General features: G+C 71.9%; 12 protein-coding genes. 5 read left to right on the plus strand and 7 right to left on the minus strand.

The annotated features are described in order from the left end of the window. Positions 1-24: 24 nt before the first annotated feature. Positions 25-1,308, minus strand: a complete 1,284-nt coding sequence (locus OG709_RS16885; protein ID WP_250302614.1) for an adenylosuccinate synthase — start codon at positions 1,306-1,308, stop codon at positions 25-27. A 165-nt stretch (positions 1,309-1,473) separates the two neighbouring features. On the opposite strand from OG709_RS16885, the gene OG709_RS16890 reads away from it, so the two are divergent. Continuing rightward, positions 1,474-2,313 carry a diacylglycerol kinase gene (locus OG709_RS16890; protein WP_250302613.1) on the plus strand — a complete coding sequence of 280 codons (840 nt, stop codon included), beginning with the start codon at positions 1,474-1,476 and terminating at the stop codon, positions 2,311-2,313. 148 nt (positions 2,314-2,461) lie between these two features. Next, positions 2,462-4,228 carry a hypothetical protein gene (locus OG709_RS16895; RefSeq protein WP_250302612.1) on the plus strand — a complete coding sequence of 589 codons (1,767 nt, stop codon included), beginning with the start codon at positions 2,462-2,464 and terminating at the stop codon, positions 4,226-4,228. Positions 4,229-4,269: 41 nt separating this feature from the next. Here OG709_RS16895 and OG709_RS16900 read toward each other — a convergent pair whose 3' ends face one another. Beyond that, positions 4,270-4,818 carry a GbsR/MarR family transcriptional regulator gene (locus tag OG709_RS16900; RefSeq protein WP_250302611.1) on the minus strand — a complete coding sequence of 183 codons (549 nt, stop codon included), beginning with the start codon at positions 4,816-4,818 and terminating at the stop codon, positions 4,270-4,272. Positions 4,819-4,983: 165 nt separating this feature from the next. Between OG709_RS16900 and OG709_RS16905 the strand changes: the two genes are divergently transcribed. After that, a complete protein-coding gene (locus OG709_RS16905; protein WP_329166776.1) occupies positions 4,984-6,069 on the plus strand; it encodes an ABC transporter ATP-binding protein in 1,086 nt (361 codons plus the stop codon). Further along, on the plus strand, positions 6,066-7,688 hold the full coding sequence (locus OG709_RS16910; protein ID WP_329166778.1) for an ABC transporter permease: 1,623 nt from the start codon (positions 6,066-6,068) through the stop codon (positions 7,686-7,688). Before OG709_RS16905 ends, OG709_RS16910 begins: the two co-directional genes overlap by 4 nt. 78 nt (positions 7,689-7,766) lie before the next feature. Here the strand turns inward: OG709_RS16910 and OG709_RS16915 are convergent, their stop codons facing one another. Both OG709_RS16915 and OG709_RS16920 read right to left on the minus strand, forming a co-directional pair. Continuing rightward, positions 7,767-9,197 (minus strand): MDR family MFS transporter, encoded by a 1,431-nt coding sequence (locus OG709_RS16915; RefSeq protein ID WP_250302606.1) that lies wholly within the window; start codon positions 9,195-9,197, stop codon positions 7,767-7,769. 5 nt (positions 9,198-9,202) lie between these two features. Further along, a complete protein-coding gene (locus tag OG709_RS16920; protein ID WP_326694501.1) occupies positions 9,203-9,829 on the minus strand; it encodes an NADPH-dependent FMN reductase in 627 nt (208 codons plus the stop codon). A 105-nt stretch (positions 9,830-9,934) separates the two neighbouring features. Here OG709_RS16920 and OG709_RS16925 point away from each other — a divergent pair, with 105 nt between their 5' ends. Continuing rightward, positions 9,935-10,675, plus strand: coding sequence for a TetR/AcrR family transcriptional regulator (locus OG709_RS16925; RefSeq protein WP_250302603.1), 741 nt, complete (start codon positions 9,935-9,937; stop codon positions 10,673-10,675). Between the two features lie 67 nt (positions 10,676-10,742). Here OG709_RS16925 and OG709_RS16930 read toward each other — a convergent pair whose 3' ends face one another. The 3 genes from OG709_RS16930 to OG709_RS16940 all read right to left on the minus strand — a co-directional run bounded on the left by OG709_RS16930 (position 10,743) and on the right by OG709_RS16940 (position 13,550). Beyond that, positions 10,743-11,351 carry a Uma2 family endonuclease gene (locus OG709_RS16930; RefSeq protein WP_266642120.1) on the minus strand — a complete coding sequence of 203 codons (609 nt, stop codon included), beginning with the start codon at positions 11,349-11,351 and terminating at the stop codon, positions 10,743-10,745. A gap of 91 nt (positions 11,352-11,442) precedes the next feature. After that, positions 11,443-12,198 carry a response regulator transcription factor gene (locus OG709_RS16935; protein WP_329166785.1) on the minus strand — a complete coding sequence of 252 codons (756 nt, stop codon included), beginning with the start codon at positions 12,196-12,198 and terminating at the stop codon, positions 11,443-11,445. After that, positions 12,195-13,550 carry a sensor histidine kinase gene (locus OG709_RS16940; RefSeq protein ID WP_443068540.1) on the minus strand — a complete coding sequence of 452 codons (1,356 nt, stop codon included), beginning with the start codon at positions 13,548-13,550 and terminating at the stop codon, positions 12,195-12,197. Before OG709_RS16940 ends, OG709_RS16935 begins: the two co-directional genes overlap by 4 nt. Between the last annotated feature and the right edge of the window lie 154 nt (positions 13,551-13,704).

Raw genomic sequence — 13,704 nt, forward strand, 5'->3', positions numbered from 1 at the left:
GATGCCATCCGGTGAAGGGTCCTGCTAGACGAACGAGTTGATCTCGATCGTCTCGGTACGGCCCGGACCCACACCGATCGCGGAGATCGGCGCGCCGGACATCTCCTCCAGCGCCTTCACGTACGCCTGCGCGTTCTTCGGCAGGTCGGAGAAGGTCTTCGCCTTGGTGATGTCCTCGGTCCAGCCCGGCAGGTACTCGTAGATCGGCTTCGCGTGGTGGAAGTCGGTCTGGCTGAACGGGAGTTCGTCGACGCGCTTGCCGTCGATCTCGTACGCCACGCACACCGGGATCTGCTCCCAGCCCGTCAGGATGTCGAGCTTGGTGAGGAAGAAGTCGGTGAGCCCGTTGACCCGGGTCGCGTAGCGCGCGATGACCGCGTCGAACCAGCCGCAGCGGCGGTCACGGCCGGTGGTGACGCCGTACTCGTGGCCGATCGAGCGCAGCTTGTCGCCGTCCTCGTCGAACAGCTCCGTCGGGAACGGTCCCGCGCCCACCCGCGTGGTGTAGGCCTTGAGGATGCCGATGACCCGGGTGATCTTCGTCGGGCCGACGCCGGTACCGGTGCAGGCGCCGCCCGCGGTCGGGTTCGACGAGGTGACGAAGGGGTATGTGCCGTGGTCGACGTCCAGGAGCGTGCCCTGGCCGCCCTCCATGAGGACGACCTTGTTCTCGTCGAGCGCCTTGTTGAGGACCAGCGCGGTGTCGGCGACGTACGGCCGGATCTGCTCGCCGTAGCCGAGCAGCTCCTCGACGATCTGTCCGGCCTCTATGGCCCGCCGGTTGTAGAGCTTGGCGAGGATCTGGTTCTTGCCGTCGAGCGCGGCCTCGACCTTCTGCTCCAGGATCGACTCGTCGTAGAGGTCCTGGACGCGGATGCCGACGCGGTTGATCTTGTCGGCGTAGGCCGGGCCGATACCGCGGCCGGTGGTGCCGATCTTCCGCTTGCCGAGGAACCGTTCCGTCACCTTGTCGACGGTCGTGTGATACGGCGTGATCAGGTGCGCGTTACCGCTGATCAGCAGCTTGGACGTGTCCACGCCCCGCTCGTTGAGTCCGCTCAGCTCGGAGAGCAGGACCGCTGGGTCGACGACGACACCGTTACCGATCACCGGAGTGCACTCCGGTGAGAGGATTCCGGAAGGGAGGAGGTGGAGCGCATACTTCTGGTCGCCTACGACAACCGTGTGGCCGGCGTTGTTGCCGCCCTGGTAGCGCACCACGTAATCCACTGATCCACCGAGGAGGTCGGTGGCCTTTCCCTTGCCCTCGTCACCCCACTGAGCACCGAGCAGCACAAGTGCGGGCACAGGCGTACACCCCTTCCGGGCGGGGCATGTCCAAGGTCAGGGGGCGCACGTCTGGCGTACGCCGATACCCGAACCGTCGAACCGGCTGCCCCGGAATAGACGAAGCCCCTGGCGCAATAGCGCAAGGGGCTCTTGCACAAGGATGCTACCCGAGGAAGGACCGAGGTGTCGGCTCCAGATCCCGCAGCGAGCACCGAGCATCAGCTGCTGGTGGTCATCGACCCGGTCGCCCGCCGTGCGGACGGCGAGTCCGTACGGATCGCGAAAGACGTGTTGTGCGCCGGGGCGCACGCCAAGATCTGCCTGCCCGAGGGGCCCGAGGAGTTCGCCCGGGTGCTCGGCAGACGGGGCAACCGGCGGCTGGTGGTGATCGGAGACGACCGGGCCCTGGTCAGATCGGTGACCCTGTTGCACCGGGAACGGGACAGGGCCCGCGGCGCCCTGTCCCTGGTCCCGGTCGGCCCGCCGCCCGCACTGGAGCTGGCCAGATCGCTGGGCGTCCCGGTCGGCGCGGTGGCCGCCGCCCGGTCGGTCCTCGACGGCGCCGTGCGCTGGCTGGATCTGCTGGTGGACGACAGCGACGCGGTGGTCCTGGGCGGTCTGCGCCTCCCCACCGCGGACCCCGCGCCGCCGGGGTGGGGCCGGACACCACCGGGTTCGGTGTGGCATGCGTGCCGCTCCCTGGTACGCACGCTGGTGGGCCCCGCCCCGGCCCGTGCGGCGCCCCCGGCGCAGCGGCTGCGCGTGGAGGCGGACGGGGTGCTGCTCACCGACCTGCACCAGCCGGTGACGGGCGTCTCCGTCTCGTCACGCGGCGGCGCCGGGAAGGCGGAGGTGGTCGTCGAGCTGCCGTCGGGCGACCTGATGACGGCGGAGGCCCTGGCCGTGACCGTCTCCGGCGCGGACTTCCGGTACCGGCGGGACGGGGTGGTGGGCGGCCCGGTACGGACCCGGACCTGGACGGTACGGGCGGGGGCGTGGGGGCTGACGTTGCCGGTGGGATGAGTCCGGTGGGCGGCGCTGACCTGCCGAAACGGTCCTGGATATCCTCGCCGGGAGGGGCGGAAAGAGCACGAACAGGGTGGGGGATCTCATGAGCGAACCGGCGGACTGCGACAGACCCGGGTCAGTACCTGCGGCACTGGACCTGCCCATGACCGCGCAGGCCCTCGACCGCTACCGGTCACGGGGCCGCACCCTCTCGCTGACCGGCGCGGGCACCTGGATTCTGTGGGCCGTCGCTGTCCTGGTCGGGCCGGGAACTCTCGGAGGTCTTACTCCGCTCCTCGGGATCACCGCCCTGACCCTCGTACTGACCGGGCTCGGCACCCTGCTGCGGGCCCGGACGATGCGGCGGACACTCGCGGCCCGGCCCTGGGTGGCGTGCCGCGCGGATGCGGCCCCGTACCAGTGGCTGGGCAGCGCGACCGCGGTGGTGCTGTGCGACCCGCAGGACGGCGGGCTTACGGTGCTGAACATTTCCGCTCAGCGACAGCGCCTGCATCTGGCGCTGCCCGGACCGGACGGGGTGCTGTGGTGGTGCGGCGACCCGAAGTCGGGCGGCGTGCTCATGCGACCGGGCACCTGGCAGTTGGTGCGCGGCACCCCGATCCGGCGCCGGCACATCAGAGAACGGCTCGCGCGGGCGGCGCAGGCGCGGGGGCTCATGGCCCTGCCCCCGCCTTCACAGCCCCAGCCCCACCTCCAGCCACAACCATGGCCCCAGCAGCCCCCCGTCGCCGCAGGCCCGCCGACCTCGGCCCCGGCCGCCGGTAGCCCGTTCCAGGACGGGCACGGACGGCGACGGCGGTTCGGGATCTTCCGGTGGGTCGCCCTGCTGGGGGCCGTCCTTCTGGGGTTCGGGATATACGCCGAGGTGGCGTCGGAGCACGATCCGCAGATCGACCTGCACGTGGTGAGCGAGAGCCCGGCCGGACACTGCACGGTCCGGTGGACCGACCCCTGGGAACACCGCACCCGCACCGGTCCGTTCCGGTGCGACCCGGACCGGGGCGCGCTGCTCGCCGACTGGGACACCGGCTGGCTGGTGTCGTACGGACCGTGGAAGGGCGACCTCTACAACTCCGACCTGATCGGCAGCCCCGCCAACGACGCCGTCGTCCCGATCGAGCTCATCGGCCTGCTGATCTCCGGCGGGGGGCTCGTGGGCGGCACGGTCGCCTCCGTACGCAGACGGCGTCCAGGAGCACACGCGGCAGGCGCCGCACATGCGAAGGCGATGGGGACGGCGGCGGAGGTGCAGGCCCGGATGAAACCCGGCGCCGGGCCCCCGGCCCGGACGACCTACGCGGCGCTGGCAGAGCGGGCGCGACTCCAGCACGTCGCGGATGAACGCGCGCGTCCCGAGGCCGATGTCCGCGAAGTGGCGTGGTGGCGGGTGCGGGGGCTGCGCAGGACCAGCGGGCTGACGGCCGTCGCAGGTGCGCTGGGCGTGGCCGTCCTCCCCTGGGTGGTGTACGCCGTCCGGGGCGGGATCCCGTTCAACATGAAGGTGCTCGCGGTGGTGTGGGCCGCCCTCGCCGTGCTCAATTCCTGGCGGGCGTGGAACAACGGGATCCCGGCCGCCCGCCTGATCGCCCGCGCGGCCCGCGCCCCCGTACCGGTGCCGAAGCGGTACGTGCTGCTGTCCGCTCCCGACGGCAGCAAGCACGCCCTGGTCCTCTTCCCCCCGTACGGCGGGGACGACGACCAGCCCGAGGCGATGATCCAGCTGGTGCCCGGAAACGCGAAGAAGCCCTGGCGCGGGCTGCCCGGCGAGCCGGTCGGCACGGTGGAGCTGCGCGGCTGGGTCGACGTGAACCCGCCGGTGGTCGTGGGGTGGATCGACGGCCGGGCGTACTGGCCCCAGGAGCCGTACCAGGAACTGAACCCGAACAGCCCGGACCTGTCGGGGTTCTGACCACCCCGCGTCCTGACCCGGCGTGATCCAAACGAGAGGCCCTAGCCGAAGCGTTCCTCCCGGTACGCCCGCCACCGCTGCATCATCGTCCCCAGCTCGCCCTCCAGGAACTCGAAGAAGGCCAGCGTCTCGCCCATCCTGCGCCCCGCGGGCGAGTCCGGGCCGAGGTTCTCGACGCCCTCGCGCAGGGTGTTCTCCCAGCGCCTGAGCACCAGGTCGCGGTTGGTCAGCGACTCGTACCACTGGTCGCTGTGCACCCGGAAGCGGTCCCGGCGTGATCCCGGTTCCCGTTCGCGGGTGATCATGTTCACCTGCGCGAGGTAGCGGACGGCGCCGGAGATCGCGGCGGGGCTGACCTTGAGCTGCTCGCCCAGTTCGGCCGTGGTCAGCGCGCCCGAGTCGGAGGCGAGCACCGCGGCGAAGATGCGGGACGGCATCCGCTGCATGCCCGCCTCGGTGAGCTGGGCGGCGAAGCGTTCGACGAACCGGGAGACCGCGTCGTCCACAGGCTGTGCACGGCCGGGGCCATGAGAACCGTCCGCACCGTCGGCCGTGTCGGCTCCGTCCGGTCCGGCGTGCTTCGTCGTCATCCTTGGATCGTCTCCCCAACTCGTATCGCGACGGCTCGCGACGGCCGTATCGCGGCAGTCCGTCACGCGACAGCCTGCCCGCATCGCGGTCCCGAGTTTATACGGCTCCTTTTCATACGCTTCCTTAACTTCACAACTTTGTGAAATCCCGGTACTTTCAGAAGCATGACCCTGGCCGATCCTGCCGACGACGTAGCCGTCGAAGTAACCGCACTGCACAAGTCGTTCGGGCGGACCCCCGCCCTGGACGGCCTCGACCTCACCGTCCGGACCGGCGAGGTCCACGGCTTCCTGGGCCCCAACGGATCCGGGAAGTCCACCACCGTCCGCGTCCTGCTCGGACTGCTGCGCGCGGACTCGGGCACCACCCGGCTGCTCGGGCGCGACCCGTGGCACGACGCGGTGGAACTGCACCGGCGCATCGCCTACGTGCCGGGCGACGTCACCCTGTGGCGGAGCCTCAGCGGCGGCGAGATCATCGACCTGTTCGGCAGGCTGCGCGGCGGGCTCGATCCGGTGCGGCGGGCCTCGCTCGTCGAGCGGTTCGAGCTGGACCCGACGAAGAAGGGCCGTACGTACTCCAAGGGCAACCGGCAGAAGGTCGCCCTGGTCGCCGCGTTCGCGTCCGACGTGGACCTGCTGATCCTCGACGAGCCGACCTCCGGTCTCGACCCGCTGATGGAGGAGGTCTTCCAGCAGTGCGTACGGGAGGAACGCGACCGGGGGCGGACCGTGCTGCTGTCCAGCCACATCCTGAGCGAGGTCGAATCGCTCTGCGACCGGGTGAGCATCATCCGCAAGGGGCGGACCGTGGAGACCGGTTCGCTCGACGAGCTGCGGCATCTGACCCGGACCGCCATCGTCGCCGAACTGGCGCGCGTGCCCGACGGGCTGGCGCAGCTGGCCGGGGTGCACGACCTCGACGTCCGCAGCACCCACCTCCAGGGCGCCGACGTCCAGGGAACTCACGTCCGGCTCCAGGTCGAGACGGACCAGCTGGACGCGGTACTCAGATCGCTCAGCGCCGCCGGGGTGCGGTCGCTGACCAGCGCGCCGCCGACGCTGGAGGAGCTGTTCCTGCGGCACTACGCGGCCGGGCCGGTCGACCCGCCGGAACCACACCGGAACGCCCGGCCCCCGAACGCCCAGCCGCCGACCACCCCGAGCGGGAACGCCTCGCAGCCGAATCCCTCACACCCGGACACCCCGCACGACAACACCCCTGCCGAAGAAGGGACGGTGTCCCGGTGACCGCCGTCGCCCTGCCGCCGCGGGCCGGCACGGCCTCCCGGGGTTCGCGCCCGTTCGCGGGCACCGGGGTCCTGTGGAGGCTGGCCCTGCGCCGCGACCGGATCATGCTGCCGGTCTGGGCGCTGGCTCTCGGCGGCTCCTACGCGTCCGTCGTCTCCTCCCTCTCCTCGCTGTACGGCACGGCTGCCGAGCGCGCCGATCTCGCCAGGTCCATGAACGCCAACAGCTCGCTGCGCGCGCTGTACGGGCCCGCGTTCAGCGACTCGCCCGGCGGGCTCACCGCCTGGCGGATGGTCGCCTTCGGGGCCACGCTCGCCGCCGTACTGAGCCTGGTCGTCGTCGTACGGCACACCCGCGAGGAGGAGGAGACCGGCCGTCAGGAACTGCTCTCCTCGGCCATGGTGGGGCGGCGCGCACCCCTCACCGCCGCGCTGCTCACCGCGCTCACCGCGCAGGCCGCACTGGCCGCGGTGACGGCCGCGGGTCTGGTCGCGTCCGGTGTACCGGGCCGCGGTTCGGTGGCGCTGGCCCTCTCCGTGGCGGGTGTCGGGGCGCTCTTCGCCTGCACGGCGGCCATCGCGGCGCAGTTCACCGAGAGCGCGCGGGCCGCGAAGGGGATCACCGCTGCGGTGATCGGCGCGGCGTACGTACTGAAGGCGGCGGGCGACGCCACCTCCGACGACGGTTCGGCCGTGTCGACCTGGCTGTCGCCGATCGGCTGGGCCGAGAACGTACGCCCCTACGCGTCCGAACGCTGGTGGGTGCTGGGGCTCCTGGCGGCAGCCGTCGGTGTCCAGGCCGTCCTCGCGTACGCCCTCGCGGGCCGCCGTGACGTCGGACTGAGTTTCCTGCCGGCCCGGCCGGGGCCCGCGCGGGGCGGACTCGGCACGGCGGGTGCGCTGGCCCGGCGGCTTCAGCGGGGCAGCGTCCTCGGGTGGCTCGCCGGGTTCCTGGTGACCGGGGTGGTCTTCGGCGGCATGGCAGACGGCGCCGCGGATCTGGTCAGCGGCAACTCGGGTGCCAGAGAGATCTTCCAGCGGATGGGCGGCCACGCCGGCCTGACCGATGCGTTCCTCTCGGCGATCACCGGGATGCTGGGCATGGTCACGACGCTGTTCGTCGTCGCCTCGGTGCTGCGGCTGCACGGCGAGGAGACCTCCCAGCGCGCCGAACCGCTGCTCGCCAACGCGGTCGGCCGGCTGCGCTGGGCCGCGGGCCATCTGGTCGTCGCCTTCGCGGGATCGGCGGCCGTACTGCTCGCGGGCGGTGCGGGCATGGCCGTGGGGTACGGGCACCGCCCCGGCCCGGTCGTCGGCGCCGCCCTGGTGCAGCTCCCCGCGGTCTGGGCACTGGGCGGCCTCACCGTCCTGCTGTACGGAGCCGCCCCGAAGGCCGCACCGGCCGCCTGGGGGGTGGCCGGGCTCGCCCTGGCCCTGGGGTGGATCGGCCCGGTGCTGAACCTCCCGCAGTGGGCCCTGGACCTGTCACCGTTCGGGCAACTGCCGAAGCTGCCGGGCGCGGCGATGGACTGGACACCGGTGCTGGTGCTGACCGGGGTCGCGGCGGCGCTGGTGGCCGCGGGCCTGACGGCGCTGCGCCGCCGCGACCTGAGCTGCTGAGCCCGGGGTCCCTCTCAGCCCGGGGTCCGTCTCAGCCCGGCCCCTCTCGGCCGGGGGTCCCGCTCAGCCCGGTCCCGCTCAGCCCGGGGCCGGCGTGGCCGCCGCGTCCTCCGGGGGTGCGGCCGAGCGCAGCGGCACCTCCCGTACGTACCAGGCGACCGCGCACCCCACCGCGGCCAGCACCGCGCACCCGGCCGCCACCCCGTGCAGCCCGCTCGCCGCCGCCTCCGGGAAGCCCGCGGCGCCCGCCGTACGGCCACCGAGTCGGGAGGTGAACACCGCGCCCAGCAGCGAAACCCCGAGCGAGCCGCCGATCGTCCGCAGCAGCATGACGGTGCCGCTGGCCGCCCCCATGTCACGCGGTTCGGCGCTGTTCATCGTGATGACCATCGTGCTCTGCATCAGGAACCCGATGCCGAACCCCACCACGACGGTGAGCGCCGAGGCGACCACCGTCCCGGTGTGCGCGCCGAGCAGCAGCAGGAGCAGCGCGCCCAGCGTCAGGACGGCCCCGCCCAGGAGGGGGTAGACGCGGTAGCGGCCGGTGCGGCTGATCAGCCGGCCGACCGTCAGCTGCACGGCGAGCATGGCGAACATCAGCGGGAGCAGCAGCAGCCCCGTCTCCGTCGCCTCCGCGCCGCCGACCAGTTGCAGGTACTGCGGCAGGTACGTCATGACGCCGAGCATGACCGCGCCGGAGAGGAAGCTCAGGATCTGGGCGAGGGTGAAGTTGCGGTCGCGGAAGAGGCGTGGCGGGATGACGGGTTCGGCCGCGGTGCGTTCGACCCGTACGAACCAGACCGGTGCGGCCACCCCGACCGCCCCCAGCGCCAGGATCTGCGGCGAGGACCAGGCGTACGTGGAGCCGCCCCAGGTACCGAGCAGCGTGAGCGCCAGGATGCCGGTGGTCAGCAGCAGGACGCCCGCGACGTCGATCCGCGCCCTGATCCGCTCGCTGCGCAGCGGAACGCACAGGCCGACGATCAGCAGGGCCGCCGCCCCCGCGGGCACATTGACGTAGAACGTCCAGCGCCAGCTCAGCCGGTCGGTGAGGAACCCGCCGATCAGCGGGCCGCCGATGAACGCCACCGGCATGATCACGCCGATCATCGACTGGACGCGCCCGCTCTCGCGCGGCTCGATCAGCACACCGATGACGGCCATCGCACCGACCATCAGGCCGCCCGCGCCCAGCCCCTGGAGCGCGCGGAAGGCGATGAGCTGCGCCATGGACTGCGCGAGTCCGCAGAGCATCGAACCGGCCAGGAAGAGCGCGACCGCGGCGAGGAAGGCGCCCTTGCGGCCGTACAGATCGCCGACCTTGCCCCAGACCGGGGTGGCGACCGCGGTGCAGAGCAGATACGCCGTCACCACCCAGGAGAGATGGTCGAGTCCGCCGAGATCGCGCACGATCGTGGGCAGGGCGGTCCCGACGACGAGGCCGTCGAGCATGGCCAGGAACATGCCGAGCAGCAGCCCGAGGACACCGAGTCTCAGTCGTGCGTCCATGGCGGTCAGCCCTGGTAGGGGCGGACGGCCTTGGCGTCACGCAACGCGTGTGCCCACCAGGTGAGTTGGTCGAGCATCGAGGTGGCCGCCGCGTCGCTCGCCGGGTCCCTGACCTGCCCCTCCTCGTCGAAGCAGCTCCAACCGCCGTGGAAACTCACGGTGTTGCGCACGGTCACCGCGTGCAGCTCGGCCAGCACCCCCCGCAGGTGCTCCACCGCGCGGAGCCCGCCGGACACCCCTCCGTACGAGACGAACGCGACGGGCTTGGCGTGCCATTCGGTGTGGTGCCAGTCGATGGCGGCCTTCAGCGGCGCCGGGTAGCTGTGGTTGTACTCGGGCGTGACGATCACGAACGCGTCGGCCGCCGCCAGCCGGGGCGAGATCGCGGCGAGCGCCTCGGTGGTCCCTGCGGGCGGGGGGCTCCCGAACGCCGGGAGCACCGTGGGCAGCGGGATCTCGGCCAGGTCGACGGTTTCGGCGGCCAGATCGGTGTGCCGGTCGAGATGGCCGCGCATCCAGTCGGCCACGACGGGGGCGAACCGGCCCTCGCGGGTGCTGGCCACGATCATCGCGACGCTCAGACGGTCCTCGCCGGGGCGGGTACGGGTATCGGCCGGGCTGTTCTCGCTCATGGGTCCCCCAGGGTTCGGCCCGCGTCGGCAGCGTGTACGCCGTATCGGGATGCGTACAACGTACACACCAGCGCGTACGCCGTCCACCGCTGATACGTTGTACACATGACGGCCGAAGAGCACGCGCAGCCCCAGCGGCAGAAGTCCCTCTGGGAACGGCTCGACCGCCCGGCCCCCGCGCCCCGCGCCTCGCTCTCCCCCCGGCAGATCGCCGACGCCGCGGTACGGATCGCCGACGCCGAGGGGCTCACCGCCGTGACGATGCGCCGACTGGCCACGGAGCTGGGCGTGGCCCCCATGGCCGCGTACCGCTACGTCTCCGGCAAGGACGAACTGCTGGAGCTGATGATCGACCGGGTCTACGTGGACGCCGACCTCTTCGGCGACGCCACCGGCTGGCGGGAGACCCTGCGCGCCCTCGCGCTCGGCACCCGGCAACTCGTCCTGGCCCACCCCTGGCTGGGCCAGCTCGCCTCACCGCGGGCATCGGTCGCGCTGACCCCCGGCCGGTTCGCCGTACTGGAGCGGGCACTGACCTCGCTGGACGGCCTCGGCCTCGACCCGGACACGATGCACGCGGTCTTCGTCACCGTCAGCTCCTTCACCCTCGGCCAGGCGTACGCAGAGGTCGCGATGCGACAGCTGATGGCAGCCGAGGGCTGGGCCAGCGGCGACGACGTACGCGGAGCGCTGGCCCCGCAGATGACGTACCTGATGAACACCGGCAAGTACCCGACGTACCGCAAGGTGCTCCAGGGGAGCGCGCGCAAGGACGACCCGCTCTGGCAGTTCGAGACCGGACTCGACTGCGTGCTGGACGGGATCGCGGCCCGGACGGGGATCTGAGCGGCGGGCCCGTCCGGAGCCGGCCGGCGGCGGCGATCCACCCGGCCGCGACCCGGCCGACGGACGCTCAGCGGATGTAGCTCTTGAGCTCCTCGGTGTCCAGGTCGATACCCACCGGGTCGGGCAGCTTCAGCTTCGCGCCGAAGTCCACCCCGTGCTTGTCCCGGTAGCGACCGCTCGCCGGGTCCGGGTCGCTGAACACGGTCACCGTGCACGCGTCACGGTCGATCAGCAGATACAGCGGAATCCCGGCGCCCGCGTAGGCGGCGGGCTTCTCCTTGCGGTCGCGGCGGTCGGTGTCGGAGTCGGAGTCGGAGTCGTACGAGGTGATCTCGACGGTCATCAGCACGCCGTCCGGTTCGGCCCACTCCCCCTGTCCGGCGAAGTTCCCGATCCGGGCGAGGGAACCGGCCGGACGCGCCCGGCCGTTGCCGTGCGAATCGACCTTCAGACCCAGGCCACCTGCGTACAGCCCCAGTTCGGGCCGGAGCTGCATGCACCGCTTCTGCAGCCACCTGACGATCTCGGAGTGATTCCCGTCCGTCATGCCTCTGACGCCGATCCGTCCGTCGATGAACTCCAAGCGGACCGCGTCGGACTCCCGGTCGACGAGTTCGGCGATCCGCTCGAACTCGTCGACCGTCATCTGTGACGTGTGCTCTGTCCTGCCCGCCATGCGGCGCCCCCTTACGTGCGGGCAGCCAGTGTGAACGGGCCACAGCCCCACCGGACGGACACCAGCCCCTTCCCACTCGTCCGAGTGACCGTCACCCCGGCCTGACCAGCCCCGCCTCGTACGCGAACACCGCCGCCTGGGTCCGGTCGCGCAGCCCCAGTTTCACCAGGATCCGGCTGACATGGGTCTTCACCGTCGACTCGGCCACGATCAGCCGGGAGGCGATCTCCCCGTTCGACAGACCCTGCGCGATCAGGACGAGCACCTCCGTCTCGCGCTCGGTGAGGTCCCCCACCGTGGCGAGTGTCGGCTGCCGGGGGGAGTCGGAGAGCCGGGAGAACTCGATGATCAGCCGCTTGGTGACCGTCGGCGCGAGCAGCGCCTCGCCGGAGGCCACCACCCGTACGCCTTCCGCCAGTTGACGGGCTGAGGCGTCCTTCAGCAGGAAGCCGGAGGCGCCCGCGCGCAGCGCCTGGTAGACGTACTCGTCCAGGTCGAAGGTCGTCAGGACCAGCACCTTCGCCGACGCGTCCGCCGCCACGATCTCGCGGGTCGCCTCGATGCCGTTCAGTTCGGGCATCCGGATGTCCATCAGGACGACGTCCGGGCGCAGCGCGGCGACCTGCGCCACCGCTTCGAGGCCGTTGACCGCCTCGCCGACGACCTCGATGTCCGGCATCGCGTTGAGCAGGACCGAGAAACCCTCGCGGACCATGATCTGGTCGTCGACGATCAGGACCTTGATGGTCGGTGCCGCCTGGGCTCCGGCGGTCGCTCCGGCGGTCGCTCCGGCATTCGTTCCGGCATTCGTTCCGGCGGTCGCTCCGGCATTCGTTCCGGCGGTCATGCGGACTCCTCCACGGAGCGCTGCACCGGGAGGAACGCCGCCACCTCGTAGCCACCGTCCTCCGTGGCCTCGGCCGTCATCTCGCCGTTCAGCATGCTGACCCGCTCCCGCATCCCGGTGATGCCGTGCCCCGCACCCGGTATGGGGTGCTCCCTGCCCGCCGGGGGCGGCTTGTCCGGCGCGTGCTCGACCGGGCCGCTCGGCGGGCCGTTGACCACCCGCAGGCCCAGCCCGCCGAGTACGTAACTGATCTCCACCCGGGCCGCCGCCCCCGGCGCGTGCCGCAGGACGTTGCTCAGCGCCTCCTGGAGGATGCGGTACGCCGACAGCTCGACGCCCTGCGGGAGTTCACGTACCGCGCCGGTCACCGTCTTCTCGGTCGTCAGGCCCGCGGCGCGCACATTGGCGAGCAGCCCGTCCAGTTCGGCGAGGGTGGGCTGCGGGGCGTCGGGCGCCTCGTAGTCCTCCGCCCGTACGACACCGAGCACCCGGCGCAGTTCGGTCAGGGCCGCGACCGCGTTCTCCCTGATCACCTCGAACGCCCTGGTCAGTTCCGGCGGCGGGTCGGTGACCCGGTAGGGGGCCGCCTCCGCCTGGATGGCGACCACCGACATGTGGTGGGCGACGACGTCGTGCAGCTCGCGGGCGATGGTGGTGCGCTCTTCGAGGAGGGTCCGCTTGTCCCGTTCGATGGCGGTGACGGTCCGCTGGACGGTCACCTCGCGCCGCGCCTCACGACGGATCTGCACCGTGGTCGTGATCAGCAGGGCGACACCGGTGAGGAACAGCATCAGCGGGGCGTCGGAGTACCGGCCGATCCCGGCGACCGACCCGATGAACAGCCCGTACACCGCCGTTCCCACCCACATCCAGCCCGCGGTGCGCGGCCGGGACCTGGCCGCGACCACCGTCACCACCGTGAAGTGCGCGAGGAAGGGGCCGGCCGTCCAGGGCCAGGCGCCGGTATTGCCGAACGCCGAGACGAAGGGGGCGATCAGCAGCGAGAGCCACCAGGCACCGACCGGCCTGACCAGCGTCATCGCCACGACACCGGCGGGCAGGAGCGCCGTCAGCACCCGTATCGGGCCGCCGTTCCCGCCGTCGTACCCCAGCACCGCCGTGATCAGCGCCGCGCACAGCACCACGGCGTGCCGGGTCCGGCGCGTGTACGTCCGCAGTCCCCGGGGCAGCAGCCGGCGGACCCAGGGCTCCGTCTCCGACGGTTCGAGCGGGCGGTAGGCGAAGGCGTCGTGGAACAGGTCCTCGCGCAGGCCCGCCAGGGCACCCGCTGCCAGCCGGGACTCGGGGATCCGGGTCTTGCTCCCGGCGTTGGTATCGGTCACACGGATCACGGTAGGCGGCGGGGCGCTCCCGGTCGTCCGCACTGGTACGGATCCTGCCGGGTCATCCTCAGGTACTACCGGGCCCGGCGCCCGGCCCACAGGGCTACGCCGTGGCGAGCCGCGCGGCCCACAGGGCTACGCCGTGGCGAGCCGCGCGGCCCAC

Origin of the sequence: Streptomyces sp. NBC_01267 (assembly GCF_036241575.1) — a bacterium.
Taxonomy (GTDB): Bacteria; Actinomycetota; Actinomycetes; order Streptomycetales; family Streptomycetaceae; genus Streptomyces.

Excerpts from the sequence above, each read along its gene's own strand:
- OG709_RS16895 (WP_250302612.1), top strand. The coding sequence starts at position 2,462 with ATGACCGCGCAGGCCCTCGACCGCTACCGGTCACGGGGCCGCACCCTC.
- OG709_RS16900 (WP_250302611.1), bottom strand. The coding sequence starts at position 4,818 with ATGACGACGAAGCACGCCGGACCGGACGGAGCCGACACGGCCGACGGT.
- OG709_RS16905 (WP_329166776.1), top strand. The coding sequence starts at position 4,984 with ATGACCCTGGCCGATCCTGCCGACGACGTAGCCGTCGAAGTAACCGCA.
- OG709_RS16915 (WP_250302606.1), bottom strand. The coding sequence starts at position 9,197 with ATGGACGCACGACTGAGACTCGGTGTCCTCGGGCTGCTGCTCGGCATG.
- OG709_RS16920 (WP_326694501.1), bottom strand. The coding sequence starts at position 9,829 with ATGAGCGAGAACAGCCCGGCCGATACCCGTACCCGCCCCGGCGAGGAC.
- OG709_RS16925 (WP_250302603.1), top strand. The coding sequence starts at position 9,935 with ATGACGGCCGAAGAGCACGCGCAGCCCCAGCGGCAGAAGTCCCTCTGG.
- OG709_RS16930 (WP_266642120.1), bottom strand. The coding sequence starts at position 11,351 with ATGGCGGGCAGGACAGAGCACACGTCACAGATGACGGTCGACGAGTTC.
- OG709_RS16935 (WP_329166785.1), bottom strand. The coding sequence starts at position 12,198 with ATGACCGCCGGAACGAATGCCGGAGCGACCGCCGGAACGAATGCCGGA.